A 15,604-nucleotide genomic window follows, 5' to 3' on the forward strand; every position below is an offset into this window, starting at 1 on the left:
AATTAAAACGCTTAATTTATTACCGTTTTGGTACAATCTCAGCTTATTTAAGATTCGCTTTTAACATCAGTAGACACGTTTTTAGATGCTTTGGAGTCTATTAATAATGTTTCTTGTACTATTGAGAGCTTAGAAGATTGAACTCCAGCAATAAAAACGGTAATCAGAATACCAATCGCTGCTGCCCAAAGCTTAATACTGACATTTTTAAATAGCCAAATTAAAGTTACCTTATCAGGGACTTTCAAAACTTCCGAAGTCGTTACTGATTTAGCTCCAAAGTGTTTTCTATATTTGACCTTGTTGTTAATCAGTGTCGTAAAGCAAGAGTCATCAGGTTGTATTTTTATTAAAGGCAGCCCAAACCTTTTTACTTTTTGTTTATTTTCTTGATAGGCTTGCTCGTGACTTGTAACTACCACTATATCGTAAGGGTGGTTTAGGAGTTTATTTGAGTAGACTGCTTCCAGCATATCTATTCCAGAACTAGATTTTGGTTCCTCTCCTAGTGACTGCGGCAAGACTATATCCACTAGAAGAAGATCAAAGAAACCGTTTTTTAACTTAATTAACCCATCTCTTACATTGTTCACACAGTCTAACTCAACATTTTCTATATTCTTAATCGAGTCGGCAACTTGCTGAACCTTTTCGTAGTTATCATCTACGATCAATATTTTAACGTTACTCTGCATCGAACTGCTCATTCAAGATACCTGTTAATTTAGATTCCCATTCTTTATCTGCTGAGCTGTAATAGACAGCACCTAAGTAAAAACTTCCAAACTCTTCGAGTAGTAAACTATTGATACTATTTAATTCTATCAGCCCTTCTTCAAAAGTATGATATTGGGTAACGATGATTACAGGAACATTAATATTCCTAAGTTTTAGTTGGGCTAAAAACTCTTTGCCTGCGAAACTTTCTGGAGTGCCACCAAGAGGATCATCTGGGCTAGGGTCAAAATTAGGCATACTCATATCTAAGAGAATCAAGTTAAAGTCATGCGATTTAACTATCTCTCTTAACCCACCTCTCAATGATTGCGAGTGAGTGACATCGAGAGATCTTCTAAAATATTGTATGCAAAGGTTTTCTAACTCTTTTGCTTTTTCAATCTGGTCTTCAACTATTAATATTTTCATTACTATAAGTTCCTTCTTTCTTAGCTAATGAGAGGCAAACGTTAAATTTATCATTGTCGTACCCTAGCTCAATGCTATGTTCTATGCCTAAGTCTTTTTGCAATATTTTCCAAATTCTAAAAAAGCCAGTTCCACCTTCTTCTTGTATTACGTCTCTTATGAGTTCTTCGTTCCCATAAGCATCTTTGTAAAACTGTAAGTCTTCGTTTGCCGCCTCAATGTTGGAGGGCGTTAATACGGAGTTGGAGCATATTATTTGAAAGCAATTACCATTCTCAATTAATTGCACATTTATCTTAAGCTTTTGTTTTTGTAGACCTGATTTAGAAATAGCATTCTCAAATAATATGAAAAAGACGTCTACCCAGTGAGAAATGTCTTTTTGATGTACAGCAAATGTGGCCTGCTCGTCCAATTGAATGTCTATGAGAAGTGAGTTACTCGCTATTTTAACTGCGGTATCTAAATCGAACTGTTCCTCTCCTTCTGAGTCAACGTGCTCGAACCATGTCACAATATTATTAAGCTCTTGAGAAGTCGTGCTTTTAGCGCGGTTAATTGCATTTATAAATGAATGTTTGCCCTGTTTTGATATTTTCGAGTTTGTGACATTACTTTTATAAAATTCGAATATGCCATGTAATTCACCTGTGAACTCCTTGCTAATGTATGATTTAACGTTATCTAAAACAAAATCCGTCTTATGCCATAACCAATCCATAACAATATTAACTAAATCGTCGTAGGTTGGAGATAGAGGAAGCTCTTTTTGCAAAGCGTATGTTTCAAGCGGCGAAATTGTGTAATTGAACATTGCATCAGGTTCAGCTTTTGTTTCTTGCCCTCCCTCCAGGGTATAGATTTGTAACCTTTTATCATTAAACGCCAAAATAGATTCCTCAATTGACTGAACAAATGACTTTGAAAGCTCCCAGATAGCTTCTACATCATCTTGGTGTATTTTGAGTTGTCTATTGTGGATTAAAGATTGAGCGCACTCGTCAACTGATGAGGTTTCTGAAAAGTATATGCCTTCGGCTTGAGATGACTTTCTCAATGCGGATGGCAAAACTCCATGTCTAATACGCGTACTGAGATAGTTGTTTATTCCTTTATCACCATGAGTGAATTCAGCTCGCATCAACTTAGCTAGACTAAGAAAAGTTTTATCCTGAGGAGAAAGCTTTGTATCTGGCATTAAAATCATTGACAGTTGTTTCCAATAACTTTTCGAATTGATACTGGAGTCTTTAATTATCTTAATTACGCTATCAAAAGCAGGGTATTTCGCCAGTCCTTCACTCTTTTTGCTGCTTAGCTCCATGTACCTTTCAAATAATTTTTTGTACGGTTCTGATTTTCGTCCTTTGAATATTGTAGAGTCTACATATATGCGACTGTTCTCTACTTGTTTAACAGCTCTTCTAATTACTAAATTTTTGTTAATTTGCTTTATTTCAAATTGTAAATCTTCACTAGTTTCAGTAGCACTTAATAAGTAATTGCAAATTTCTAAACGGCATTCTTCAATTTGTCTCGCTGACTCAAAGTTTAAGTACAGTTTCATTATCTCTGGCGTGCAAACCCAGCGTAAGAAATAGTAGAGTTTTGATTTTCCAAATGTATTTTCAAGCCCAAATAAGTCAGTGGGGAATTGATAGCCGTTTAACATCAAAAAATTTTCAAAAGAATATTTCAAATTTGAATCATAAGAATCATCCACATTTGAGGAATGTAAGGAGTATGCAATTGGTATGTCTATGAGTTTAGATTCGTTGTAATCTGTGGCTATTGAATCCAGAATGTGATGTGTGTCGAAAATATAGAAAGTGTCTTTATCTTCAAGTGATGATTCTACAAATGTTGTGATTGCGCTTTCATTTTCCCCAAATGAAATATATAGATCGACTAACCCTGACAAAGACTCTAATTTAGTTAATCGATCTGCGTTTGAAGATAAATATCGGAACTCGCTTTCGGCAGCTGAAAATTCACCAATTCTAGATTTATTTAAAGCAGAATATTTTAATAAACGATTTTTTTCTATAAGGAAATCTTTTACAAAATCATTGGAGCAACCTGATAGGTATTGTGAGGCTAATAAGCCTAGAGATACAGAAGTAGGTTTGTTTAATACTGCTTCTCGAATATTCGGAAAATCAGGCTCTGAGTCAAACAATAAGTGCTTTTTCGGAGTATTAATATTTGAGAGAAGGTGAATGCCTTTATCGCAGATACTTCCGTCGGCTTTTGAAATATTGGGAGCTTCACGTTGAACTAAAAATTCCATTTGTTTAAACCACCCTAAACTTCTAAATGAATTAGCCATACAAGACAAAAATTCGAGTGATTTTTTATAATTTTCGTCTTTCGCTAAGACACTTGCCATGTTTGTAACTACGTTGCTTACGAAACTTTTGTGAAGATTTGAGGGACACCTTACAAGGGATTTTGCAACTATTTCAACTAAAGCGAAGTTCGTTACGTCTATTTCGCCTTTTTCGTATCTATCTATTATTTGTTGATAATCCCCTACTGTATATAAATCAATTAACTCGTAATCTTCGTCGAGTTTATTTATTGAGGAAATATTTTTGAAGCAAACGTTATAGTTAACCCGGCTAGTTACGCCGACTGCTTCAAGCAAACTATATATGTGCTTAAAGTCGTAACCGAGAGCTTCTTCAACTGAAGCTCCTCGTGTCCCAAGATAGTTGAGAAGTGATAACAGTAATTCAAATACATCTACAATAGATGAACTTCGTTCAATGTTTACTATGCTGTTTAGCTCTATCTCCTGGGTAGAATCCAAACCAAATAATCGGTAATGGAAGAAATTTCGCACCGAAGGGTGAACAGAGCGGTTTATGTCATTTACGTGGGTGCTTTTAGCAGTAAAGAATATTTCTTCATCAGTAAAATAACCATTTGTATAAAACAACATGTAGTTGAGAAAAGGATTGTCATTACAGTCGCCAAAATCAATTTGTGTGATGGCGTTGTCTTCTGCTCTGTATAGAACGCCTTGTAATGAAGCCCTAGTTATATGTGACCAAAATGACGCGCCGCATGTTCGGTCAATTGTGTCTAAAATATCAACGCAAGTTTTGTGTTCATCATTTAATAATGCTCTCTCTAGCGAGTATTTCTTCTCAACTAACAACTTAACTTTATCTTTATGCGCATTAAGTAGGGCGACACACCAGTTAATATTTTTAGAGAGACTCAAGTCTGGAAGGTCTTTTAAGTAAAACTTATTAAGTGGTCTAGTCAGGGACAAATTGATACTGTCACTAAAAAAACGGCTGCTCTTTAATTCAGTAAAGTTTTGGTAAATTTCTTTACCAGACAATTCTGTTAATACTGTATGACGGGCAAAGCTTGCAGTTTGGCTACTTCGTAAAATTCTACTTGCTTTGGATATTCCTTTTTTCTTCTTCGTAAACTTCCGTCTCATTAATGGCTCGCTTTATTATTCCACTATAAATTCATGTCGTTATGAGATGTTAGCATGAATCTTAAGCTAATATTCAACTTATGCTTTGAGTTGAGTAAGAGATTACAAGCGAAAGCAAAAGTTCTGAGCTTTGCTATTTGAAATGTGATTCATCTTATTAAGTTCAATAACGCTGGACAAAATTCAGACCTGAACTGAAACAACAAATTGATAAAACTTGATTGAGTTTCATATTAGAGTCCTCTCTCACTACGCTTCCGTTAAAGTAACAAAAAATTAACACCACAACAATCAATTGCTCATTTAGCACTCATCACCGGATTAAAATTTAAACAGTCTAATTAGCTATAACACCAATCTACAAACACACTCCAATTCCCCCGTGATCACACCCGAAAGTTATAAATTGATGAGTAATCACTTGCATGGATGCAAGTTAAGCCGTGACTTCGCCATGGATGGCGAATACACGGCGATTACGTTCACATCAATTTTTAACTTGAGGATACAGTGTGATCCTCGGGCGCGCCGTGGGATTCCAAAGGGCGGTCGGCGGCAGCCGCCCTTTGGTTGCCATCGCCAACGCGATAAAACCTCGAATAGAGGTTATTAATCCCTTTCCCAAACCATGTAAAAATCATGGTAAAAGCGCTTTTCGAGCGAGCAAGCTCTGCGCCTATAAGTTAAAGCGCGACGACAAACTACTCTGCAACCACTTGTTTAAACCGCGCAAAGGTTCGCATACTTTCATCAGCAATCATTACTTCGTAATCTGGGTTTTGAGCAATTAGCTCATATTGCCCATTAGGTAATTTATTAACTTTACGCAGTAAATACTGCCCTTCCCCGCCTATATCATCTCGCTCTATCGCCACTATTTGGCCGCGTAGCGATCCGGCTTTATCGGACGTTATAAGCTCAAGTAACAGTAAATCACCATCAAGTATTGGGTGTTTACCGCCATTCATTGAGTTACCCGATGCGTGCGCTAAAAAATGCACTTGTGGGTCGAGCTTGCCCGCGCCAAGTGGTGCATCCATCAACTCCATATCGCTTTCATCCCCTGTTTTAAAATGCCCACAGGCAATTTTAATGTTGGGGAAATACGGCAGCTTTAATGCGTTATCAGTTGATTTTAAACTAACTTCGGGCTTAGCAACTTGATTTAACTCAGGTTGTGATGCGTTTGGAAACGTAAACAACTCAGCAGTTGGTTTTGCTTGTTCGAAACTGTTTTTGCCAAGCCATAATTTAGCACTGCTTGATTCGGCAACCTGATACGCCCAATTGCTTACTGCAAGCGATTTATCTGCATCGCAGTAAAAGTAAGGTTGCAGTTTATTAGTTATTTCGGCTTTATGAATATCAAGGTTTTGTTCTAGCCAGCGGTCGCGGTGAGCAAAAGCTGCGAGGTGGTCTCGCTTATTGTTATTACAATCAGCATGCGCAGCAACAAAGTTATGTGCTAAGTCGTTTGGATAGCGCTTAAAAGGAATAAAGTGATCGATCTCTGGCGTTTTTTTAGTTTCTTTTTCGTTTTTTAGATTCATTGGCTTTTGGCAGTAAAAGCAAAGCCCGCTTTGAATATCTATCAATAGTGGAGTTACCACTTTTAACGCAGTTCTGTTACTGCCAAACAAGAACTCTTGTAGCTGGCTTTGCGATCCTAATAGTGTTTGATTCGCTTTTATAGTTTGTACTTTTTCTATCCATTCAGTAACACTAAGATGCACAACCAAATCGTAAAAACGCCTAAAACACTGAGCTATACCAGCATTTAAAACAATTCGCTTGGGCTCTCTGCCTTTACCTAAAAGTATATGGGGATATAAAAAACATTCTTCTTTACCCGAAAGTAACTGTAAGCGCCAAAGAGGGCCATCGATAAATGTTCGCCTAAGAGAACTAATTACTTGGTTATATTGTTGGTAGTTTTTGAATGCGTTGTAACTTTTCACACCTGCATTTTGTAGTTTGTAAATTTCGGTGATGAACTTTGCCTGTCCTTGGCTATTTTGCTTTAACAGCATGTCTTCAGTATTAGTAATAATATCGGTAGAGTGCGCAGCGTAAGGCATTGAGTGGTTCCAATAAAGTTGAATAAATTTATCGACTAACGTGTCGATTTTTATTTCCATTGGAGCACTCTGATCTTCATTTTGCTGTTCTACGCAAATATCAGCAATAGCATGTAATAGTGCATATTTATACGTTGCGGTGAATTCGCCCTCAACCAGCATGCGCTGAATATAGGCGATAAAGTCGAGTTGCTGCTGCATTGCGCCAATCATAAAACCGGCACTGCTTTAATTAGGGCATTGAGCCATACTTCACTCTCGCGCTCTGGGCGTTGGTCAACCGTTTGCCATTGTTTTAGTATTTTAAGCTCGGTGTGGTGGGTAATTAGCGCGGTTAGGCCATCTTCATTTAAATCGGTAAATTCACGGCCGTTATGCACGCGTTCTTGCGTGCCGTATTTAAACGACACATACAAAACACCGTTTGGTTTTAGGGCATTTTGCAGCTTTAAAAACACCTGTGGTAACTCTACTTTTGGCACATGCAATAAACTGGCGCAGCACCAAATACCGTCGTACATATTTGTACAATTAAGCTGCTGGAAGGCTTTAACCTCTACAGTTTGTAGTAAGTAATTACTGGCTAACTTTGCAATGTTTTCGCTTGCATCAAACGCGCTAACAGTAAAACCTTGCTGTTTAAAATACATAGCATCGCGGGCACTGCCACAGCCAGCATCTAAAATATGGCCATGTTTAGGGATAAGCGGTAAAAACTCAGCGTAAAGCGCCGACATATCAACATTAAGCGTTGAGTCGCTAAAAGTTTGTGCATGTTGATTGTAGTAATTGAGTGTTTTAGTAGGCACTAAATTCACCGCTCCTTGGTTTATTTATTAATCTGGCATTCATTTATAACTAATCTACAGTATCAACATTTAAAAATATAGAGCTACGGCAATATATACGCCCTAAGTAGTATGTTTTTATTACAAAAAAGCACTGTTTAACTGCTATAAACCAATGTTATTTACACTTTTACCTATTAACTCTACATCTTTGAAAGTATTAAAGTTATATAGACGCCTCGGCGCTATTTGAATGAGTAGCAATAATTAAACACTTACCTTAATCCACACTAAAAACATGGCTGTTATTTACCCTTCAGTGTAATAGTATGAACACGTATTGCACCGTTCATTTATTGGTCAGCGAGGTGTGCTATGTTTACTCATAAGATCGCTCTTCAGCGCTTACTAGTATAAAAAATGTATTGGCTAGTGTGGCTGTGTTTAAGTACCGAGGTGTTACTTACAATGAATGTTAGGTTTAAGTGGTTTTTAGCTGTACTTTTAGCGCTTTGTTTAGGCGTGCCTAGCAGTGGTTGGGCGTCGAGCGATATTAAAAAAATTGTACTGGCTACCGACACCATTGACGGGCTGGTAGAAAAAGACGGCTCTGGCCTTTACGTTGATATGCTGACTAAAATTTTTGCTGCGCAGTCGATTGAACTCAATATTATGATTGTGCCTCAGTCGCGTGCTTATTGGTGGACGGCTAACGGCAATGCCGATGCTATGTTAAGTGCAAGGCAAAATGAGGTGGAGGGGTTGTACTTTCCGGTTTGGCATTACGATATTACTTTTGTGTCGGCGATGTTTAAAAAAGGCCGATTTAAAAATTGGCAAGGTGAGTATTCGTTACAAAACCGCTCGGTAGGCACATTAAGGGGATCTAACTACAGTAATTATTTGTATGTGCCGATTGATTTGCAACAAGTTACTCAGCGGATTGAGGGCGTTAAAATGCTCAAGCTTGATAGGCTTGATTTCTTTTTAGATAGCCGTAAAGCGCTGCAGCAAACCTTGATTGCTAATGCCGCTGAGTTATCAACAATAAACTTTGACCCACAGCAGTACCAAATTGAAAATATAGTTCCAATAAAGCAATACATTGCCTTTACCGATAACGCTAAAGGCCGCGAGTTAGCACAAATTTTTGATGCCGGTTTTGCTAAGTTACTTGCCAGTGGTGAGCTAGAAGCGCTTTTTATTGCTTACAACTACCTGCCTTTTCCCTTTCCACAAAATATAGACTAGAGTAGTAACTACATATTGCTGTGGTTGAGTTTTTTATGAGAGTTGTATTTGCTTTAGTTATAAGCTTAATTTTTGTTTTTCAATGCGTTGCACAAAGTAACCTGCCTCTCTCTAAAATAGAAAGCCAACCAAGTACACTGCTTCACGCAAACACCCAACTTAATGTACTTACGGTTGATTTAGGCACTATTATTAGCAAGCCACTAATACAAAGGGGCTTAGAGTTTGAACAGCAAACCGGTATTAAAGTTAATGTAACAAAGGTGCCTTTTGGTCAGTTATATAACGAAATAAGTAAAGATTTAAGCTCACCAACCAACCAGTACGATATTATTGCTTATGCATCGCAGTGGATGGTTGATTTTGCACAAAACAATTACCTAGAGCGCCTAGACACTTACGTAAGTGCCGACCCTTTAATTCAATGGAATGATGTATCGCGCTTTTTTAGAGATTTTAGCTCTAAATATAATGGTCAAATTTACTCTATCCCCCTCGATGGCGATATACACTTACTGTATTACCGCCTCGATGTACTTAAAAAGTATGGCCTTACCCCACCCAGAACCTGGGATGATTACCTTGCTATTGCTAAGCAATTGCATGGGGTTGATATGAATGGGGATGGCGAAGGTGATTTTGGCTCATGCATTTCTAAAAAAGCCAATGAACAGTCGTATTGGTCGCTGTTGTCTATTGCGGGTAGTTTTTTGCAAAGTAAAGGCACGTCGCAGGGGATATTTTTTAACACCAAAACCATGGCGCCGTTAGTGAATAACGCGGCATTTAAAAAAGCCTTACAAATTTATAAACAAACCACCGAATTTGGCTCTGCCGATGAACTTAACTTTGACACTAACGATGTAAGGTATGCGTTTATTAATGGGCGCTGCGCTTTAGCTATTGAATGGGGCGATATTGGCACCATGACCGTATTACCCGAATCTAAAGTAAAAAACAAAACGGGGGTAAGTATATTACCGGGGTCAACCGAGGTATTAAATCATAAAACAAACCAGCTTGAGCGATGTAACTCTACCCTTTGCCCATTTGCCATGGGCGATATTAACTATGCGCCTTATGCTGCATTTGGTGGTTGGGTAGGCTCAATAAACCGCGCCAGCACTGCTGGCAAAAAAAAGCTCGCTTATGAGTACTTGTCGTATGTTACTCAGCCTTTGCAATCTAATGAAGATGTAACCATAGGGGCCACGGGCATGAACCCGTATCGTACCTCTCAATTGGTTAATCAGCAAAGCTGGCTTAACCAAGGCATGAGTGAAAATACCCTTCGCTTTTATTTAGGCTCTATTTCTAAAACGGTAAATAATGCCAATATTATTCTGGATTTAAGAATTTTTGAAAACAACCGTTACTTTAGAGACATACTCGACACGGAAGTAGCTAAATACTTAAGGCATAACCAAACCGTAGACCAAACGGTTGAAAACATTGAAACCGGCTGGAATAAGTTAACCGATGAAATTGGCCGTAACAAACAATTAAAGGCTTATCGAGCGTCGTTAGGCTTAGTTGCAACCCCTTGAGCCCCCAGCATTTGTTTTTACTGGGCTACCTGCACTGCGCGCTCTTTATTTATTACAAGCGGGATAAATCTGCCAGCTAGTGTATACTTAGTTGTAGTCATTCTTTAGAGTAATAAAATGCTAAGACTCGCTTTTGTTGTATTACTAATAATTGGTAGTTTTAAGGTATTTGCCTGTGCCAAAACACTTAAAGTGGGTACCAATGAACGCAACTGGCCGCCTTATGTGGTGGCAGTTAATAACAATTTAACAGGCGTTGAAATTGATGTGGTAAATACGATTTTTAACGGCTCACCTTTTTGTTTAAAGTTTATGTTGCTGCCTACCTCTGCTCGTGCTTTTGAAGAGTTAAAAGAAGGCCGTATTGATATTGTTTTTGCAGCCAGCATAACCTCTGATAGACAAAGTTATGCCTATTTTAGCGATACTTATCGCGATGAAATAATGCGCCTTTATAAATATAGCGACTCTCCTGATATAAATAACCTAAGCGATATTTTTTATAGAGATTTAACTCTCGCTACTGGTCGCGGTAGTTATTATGGCGCTGCATTTGCGCAGTTTAAACAAAATCATCCTGCTCACGTTATTATGATGCCCACAGCCGATAAACGCTTTGCAATGCTTAGTAAAAACAGAGTGGATTACGCAATAGAAGACGAAGTAGCAGCACAATATTTTTTAAACCAACACCCAAGCATTGAGCTTGTTACTAGTATGGCGGCTATTAATAAGAGTTCTATTCATTTAATGTTGAGTAAAAAGTCTATTAACCAAGCCGAGTTACAAACTATAAATGAGTTAATTAAACAAAATAAAAGCAACATACACGCTATTTATCAGCTGTTATAGCTTTTAAGCTTTATTCTTTTACCTTTCATCTTTGGGCGTGGATCTGTATAATTCGCGGCCTATTATTTACTCTATCGCTTGTTTATTTATGCGGCACCTTGCTGCAGCTTAACCCTGCCATTAATTTTCTAGGATTACTTTTTTTGATCTCCACCGCAAATATTACGATGCAGTTTGGCGCAGAGCCGTTGTTTGAAAACATTTCAGCTAAATTTGGTAACGGTAACCGTTACGGTTTAATTGGCGCTAACGGCTGCGGCAAGTCGACATTTATGAAAATTTTAAGCGGTGCGCTTACGCCTAGTGCAGGTAATGTGTCTATTACGCCGGGGCTAAAATTAGGTAACCTAAGCCAAGATCAGTTTGCGTTTGAACAATACAGCGTAGTTGACGCGGTAATTATGGGCGACGTTGAGCTTTGGAAAGTAAAACAAGAGCGCGACCGTATTTATTCGTTGCCTGAAATGAGCGAAGAAGACGGCATGAAAGTAGCCGAGCTTGAAAGTGTATTTGCTGAAATGGACGGTTACACCGCAGAAAGCCGCGCAGAAGAAATACTACTTGATGCGGGTATCGATAAAGAATTTCATTATGGTTTAATGGCAAACGTAGCCCCTGGTTGGAAATTGCGTGTGCTTTTAGCACAGGCGCTATTTGCTAATCCTGATATTTTGCTACTTGATGAGCCAACCAATAACTTGGATATTCATACTATTACGTGGCTTGCGAATGAGCTTAACCAACGTAAATGTACCATGATTATTATTTCCCATGACCGTCACTTTTTAAACTCGGTATGTACGCACATGGCCGATATTGATTACGGCGAGCTGCGTATTTACCCAGGTAACTACGAAAAGTACCTTGAAGCCTCAGGCTTGCAACGCGAACAGTTATTAGCTGAAAACGCGAAAAAAAGTGCTGAAATAGACGAGCTGCAAGACTTTGTTAACCGTTTTGGTGCTAATGCCTCTAAAGCAAAACAAGCCAGCTCGCGCGCTAAAAAAATGGATAAAATTAAGCTTGATGAAGTTAAAGCATCAAGCCGTATGAGCCCGTCACTGAGCTTTGACGAAGGCAAAAAAATGTATCGCCAAGCGCTTGAGCTAACCAAGCTTGGCCATGGGTTTGACGGTGAAACGTTATTTACCGGCGGCGACTTATTGCTTGAAGCGGGTGCAAAGCTTGCGGTAATTGGCGAAAACGGTGTGGGTAAAACCACCTTTTTACGTTGTTTAGTTAACGAGCTTGAAAGCTTACACGGTGAAGTTAAATGGTCAGAAAACGCGACCTTTGGTTACTGCCCACAAGACAGCAGCAAAGACTTTGATAACGACTTAACTTTATTTGATTGGATGTCGCAGTGGCGCACCGCTAAGCACAACGATTTAATGGTTCGTGGCATGTTAGGGCGTTTATTATTTACCGCAGACGATTCAAATAAGAAAGCGCGTAACTGTTCAGGTGGTGAGAAAAACCGTTTGTTATTCGGTAAGTTAATGATGCAAGACGTTAACGTACTAATAATGGATGAACCAACAAACCACATGGATATGGAAGCCATTGAAGCGCTTAACAATGCCCTAAAAGACTTTAAAGGCACACTTATTTTTGTAAGCCATGACCGTGAGTTTGTATCGTCACTAGCAACGCGTATTGTTGATATTAAAGACAAGCAAGTGATTGACTTTCAAGGTACGTTTGACGAATACCTAGCAAGCTGCGAAGAAAATAAAGTAGCTTAAGAGCTAGGTTAAAGGTTAAAGAAATAGCCTAAACCATTTTAAAAGCGGTGCTTGCTTAAGCGCCGTTTTTTGTGTATGGGGGTTTAGGGTTTAGCATAAGCTCGTCGCTCGTAGCCTTTCACCTCTCACCTTTCACCTCTCACCTCTCACCTTTCACCTTTCACCTTTCACCTTTAGCCTTTAGCCTTTAGCCTTTAGCCTTTAAATAATAAAAAAAGAAGCATTACTGCTCCTTTTTAAATATTACTCAGGTTTATTTAATATCAAACCTATCGGCGTTCATTACTTTTACCCATGCATTTATAAAGTCGTGTACAAAACGGGTTTTGTTATCGTCTTGAGCATAAAACTCTGCTAATGCACGTAAAATTGAGTTTGAACCAAACACTAAATCAACCCGCGTAGCCGTGTACTTGGTTTTACCGCTTGCGCGATCAACTATGTTGTACTCGCCTTTACTTGCAGGTTCCCAGCGGTTGTTCATGTCGGTTAAATTAACAAAGAAGTCGTTACTCAGTACGCCTACGTTGTCGGTAAATACGCCATGCTCACTATTGCCATAGTTAGTGCCCAGTACGCGCATACCAGCTAGTAACACGCTCATTTCTGGCCCGGTTAAGCCCATTAATTGGCTGCGCTCCAGTAATAGCTCCTCGGCGGATACAGCGTAGTCTTTTTTCAACCAGTTTCTAAAGCCATCATGAATTGGCTCTAATGGCTCGAATGACTCTGCGTCGGTCATATCATCAGTTGCATCGCCACGCCCTGGGGCAAATGGTACGGTTACATCAACTCCGGCCTTTTTAGCAGCTTGCTCTACTGCAGCGGTGCCGCCAAGTACAATTAAATCAGCCATACTAACAGGCTTAGTTAAACTCGCTTGCAGTGTTTCAAGTGCGCTAAGTACCTTGGCTAAACGCGCAGGTTCGTTACCTTGCCAGTTATTTTGCGGAGCAAGGCGAATACGAGCGCCATTAGCACCACCACGGTGATCGGAGCCTCTGTAAGTACGTGCACTGTCCCATGCGGTATTAATTAAGTCGGTTTCACTTAATCCACAATTAAGTAGCTTCGCTTTTAAGTCGGTTATTTCAGCGTCGCTTAAGGTGTAATCAACCGTTGGAATTGGATCTTGCCAAATTAAATCTTCGCTTGGTACATCGGCACCTAAATAGCGCGATTTTGGCCCTAAATCACGGTGGGTTAACTTAAACCATGCGCGAGCAAATACGTCAGTAAAGTACTCAAAATCGTCATTAAAACGCTCAATAATTTTACGATATGCGGGGTCGAGCTTCATCGCCATGTCGGCATCGGTCATTATTGGGTTCAAACGAATTGATGAGTCTTCCACATCAACGGGTTTATCTTCTTCTTTAATATTAACCGGCTCCCACTGATGAGCACCGGCAGGGCTTTTTGTTAGCTCCCATTCGTAATTGAGTAACAATTTACAATAGCCGTTATCCCATTTAGTTGGGTAGGTTGTCCATGCGCCCTCAATACCTGAGGTCATGGTATCGCGGCCAATGCCACGCGTTTTATGGTTATTCCAACCAAGGCCTTGCTCGTGTACGTCGGCAGCTTCTGGCTCTGGGCCTAAGTTTTCTTCTTTACCATTACCGTGAGTTTTACCAACAGTGTGACCACCAACGGTGAGTGCTGCGGTTTCTTCGTCGTTCATGGCCATGCGGGCAAAGGTTTCGCGAACTTGATCTGCGGTTTTAAGCGGATCGGGCTTGCCATTAACCCCTTCTGGGTTTACATAAATTAAGCCCATTTGTACTGCTGCTAATGGGTTTTCCATGGTATCGGGTTTATCAACCTGGGTATATCGCTCATCACTTGGGGCCAGCCATTCTTTTTCTGCGCCCCAGTAAACGTCTTTTTCTGGGTGCCAAATATCTTCACGGCCGCCAGCAAAGCCAAAGGTTTTAAGTCCCATTGATTCATACGCCATATTACCGGCTAAAATAATCAGATCAGCCCATGAAAGCTTATTGCCGTATTTCTTTTTAATTGGCCACAGCAAACGGCGAGCTTTGTCGAGGTTGGCATTATCGGGCCATGAGTTAAGTGGAGCAAAACGTTGATTACCCGTACCGCCACCGCCTCGGCCATCCGCTAAACGATACGAGCCCGCTGCATGCCACGCCATACGGATCATCAGGCCACCATAGTGCCCCCAATCGGCTGGCCACCACGGTTGGCTTTGAGTCATTAAATTTTTTAGGTCGGTTTTAAGTGCCTCTAAGTCGAGTGAATTAAAAGCGTCGGCGTAATTAAAGTCGCTATCGTAGGGGGTAGTTTTACTATCGTGCTGATGAAGGATGTCTAAATTTAGTGAATTTGGCCACCAATCTGTATTGGTGTTTTCAGTTGTGGTATTACTGCCATGCATAACTGGGCATTTACCCGCTTTATGATTATCCATATTGAGCTCCTTTTTAAATATAAATAAAAACGCCCATGCTTACTGCTTTTGGCATTCACCAATTGGGAGCGCTGTTATTTTTTTGCCATTATATTAATGACGTGTACGGTCTCTGCTTATTCAATATACGTGTAGCGGCTTTGATACGCTAGAGCAAGACGATGCTTTAAAACGATTACAATCATTTATAAATATGATGGCGCTGCCAGTTGTGTGCTTAATATTAAAACTTTTTATAAAATAGATGATCGTTATTAAAAATAGCCACGTAATGTATGCTGAAGGGTTTGAAAGTGACTTAGGTTA

At 39.5% G+C, this 15,604-nt stretch carries 10 protein-coding genes; 4 read left to right on the plus strand and 6 right to left on the minus strand.

The window, feature by feature from the left end; translation table 11 throughout:
• Window positions 1-47: 47 nt before the first annotated feature.
• The 5 genes from AN392_RS01245 to AN392_RS01265 form a co-directional block, all read right to left on the minus strand.
• Entirely contained in the window at window positions 48-695 is a 648-nt protein-coding gene (locus AN392_RS01245) for a response regulator (protein WP_055011585.1), read from the minus strand.
• Window positions 685-1,146: a response regulator gene (locus AN392_RS01250; RefSeq protein ID WP_055011586.1), complete on the minus strand. Its 462-nt coding sequence runs from the start codon at window positions 1,144-1,146 to the stop codon at window positions 685-687. The genes AN392_RS01245 and AN392_RS01250 overlap by 11 nt, the downstream gene beginning before the upstream one ends.
• On the minus strand, window positions 1,127-4,603 hold the full coding sequence (locus AN392_RS01255) for a hypothetical protein (RefSeq protein ID WP_055011587.1): 3,477 nt from the start codon (window positions 4,601-4,603) through the stop codon (window positions 1,127-1,129). Before AN392_RS01255 ends, AN392_RS01250 begins: the two co-directional genes overlap by 20 nt.
• A gap of 701 nt (window positions 4,604-5,304) precedes the next feature.
• Complete coding sequence (locus tag AN392_RS01260) at window positions 5,305-6,894, minus strand: S24 family peptidase (protein WP_055011588.1); 1,590 nt, start codon at window positions 6,892-6,894, stop codon at window positions 5,305-5,307.
• Window positions 6,891-7,490, minus strand: coding sequence for a bifunctional 2-polyprenyl-6-hydroxyphenol methylase/3-demethylubiquinol 3-O-methyltransferase UbiG (locus tag AN392_RS01265; RefSeq protein ID WP_055011615.1), 600 nt, complete (start codon window positions 7,488-7,490; stop codon window positions 6,891-6,893). Before AN392_RS01265 ends, AN392_RS01260 begins: the two co-directional genes overlap by 4 nt.
• Window positions 7,491-7,937: 447 nt before the next feature.
• On the opposite strand from AN392_RS01265, the gene AN392_RS01270 reads away from it, so the two are divergent.
• The 4 genes from AN392_RS01270 to AN392_RS01285 all read left to right on the plus strand — a co-directional run bounded on the left by AN392_RS01270 (window position 7,938) and on the right by AN392_RS01285 (window position 12,864).
• Window positions 7,938-8,720, plus strand: a complete 783-nt coding sequence (locus AN392_RS01270) for an ABC transporter substrate-binding protein (protein WP_055011589.1) — start codon at window positions 7,938-7,940, stop codon at window positions 8,718-8,720.
• A 35-nt stretch (window positions 8,721-8,755) separates the two neighbouring features.
• Complete coding sequence (locus AN392_RS01275; protein WP_055011590.1) at window positions 8,756-10,267, plus strand: ABC transporter substrate-binding protein; 1,512 nt, start codon at window positions 8,756-8,758, stop codon at window positions 10,265-10,267.
• A gap of 117 nt (window positions 10,268-10,384) precedes the next feature.
• On the plus strand, window positions 10,385-11,119 hold the full coding sequence (locus AN392_RS01280; RefSeq protein ID WP_055011591.1) for an ABC transporter substrate-binding protein: 735 nt from the start codon (window positions 10,385-10,387) through the stop codon (window positions 11,117-11,119).
• A 143-nt stretch (window positions 11,120-11,262) separates the two neighbouring features.
• Complete coding sequence (locus AN392_RS01285; protein WP_010389550.1) at window positions 11,263-12,864, plus strand: ABC-F family ATPase; 1,602 nt, start codon at window positions 11,263-11,265, stop codon at window positions 12,862-12,864.
• A 253-nt stretch (window positions 12,865-13,117) separates the two neighbouring features.
• Here the strand turns inward: AN392_RS01285 and katG are convergent, their stop codons facing one another.
• Window positions 13,118-15,298 carry a catalase/peroxidase HPI gene (katG, locus tag AN392_RS01290; protein WP_055011592.1) on the minus strand — a complete coding sequence of 727 codons (2,181 nt, stop codon included), beginning with the start codon at window positions 15,296-15,298 and terminating at the stop codon, window positions 13,118-13,120.
• Between the last annotated feature and the right edge of the window lie 306 nt (window positions 15,299-15,604).

The sequence above is a fragment of the Pseudoalteromonas sp. P1-16-1b genome, from assembly GCF_001401785.1.
Taxonomy (GTDB): Bacteria; Pseudomonadota; Gammaproteobacteria; order Enterobacterales; family Alteromonadaceae; genus Pseudoalteromonas; species Pseudoalteromonas undina.

Bases quoted from the DNA above. Each gene is read 5' to 3' on its own strand.
- AN392_RS01255 (WP_055011587.1), bottom strand. From the start codon at position 4,603: ATGAGACGGAAGTTTACGAAGAAGAAAAAAGGAATATCCAAAGCAAGT.
- AN392_RS01260 (WP_055011588.1), bottom strand. From the start codon at position 6,894: ATGATTGGCGCAATGCAGCAGCAACTCGACTTTATCGCCTATATTCAG.
- AN392_RS01280 (WP_055011591.1), top strand. From the start codon at position 10,385: ATGCTAAGACTCGCTTTTGTTGTATTACTAATAATTGGTAGTTTTAAG.
- AN392_RS01245 (WP_055011585.1), bottom strand. From the start codon at position 695: ATGCAGAGTAACGTTAAAATATTGATCGTAGATGATAACTACGAAAAG.
- katG (WP_055011592.1), bottom strand. From the start codon at position 15,298: ATGGATAATCATAAAGCGGGTAAATGCCCAGTTATGCATGGCAGTAAT.
- AN392_RS01250 (WP_055011586.1), bottom strand. From the start codon at position 1,146: ATGAAAATATTAATAGTTGAAGACCAGATTGAAAAAGCAAAAGAGTTA.
- AN392_RS01270 (WP_055011589.1), top strand. From the start codon at position 7,938: ATGAATGTTAGGTTTAAGTGGTTTTTAGCTGTACTTTTAGCGCTTTGT.
- AN392_RS01275 (WP_055011590.1), top strand. From the start codon at position 8,756: ATGAGAGTTGTATTTGCTTTAGTTATAAGCTTAATTTTTGTTTTTCAA.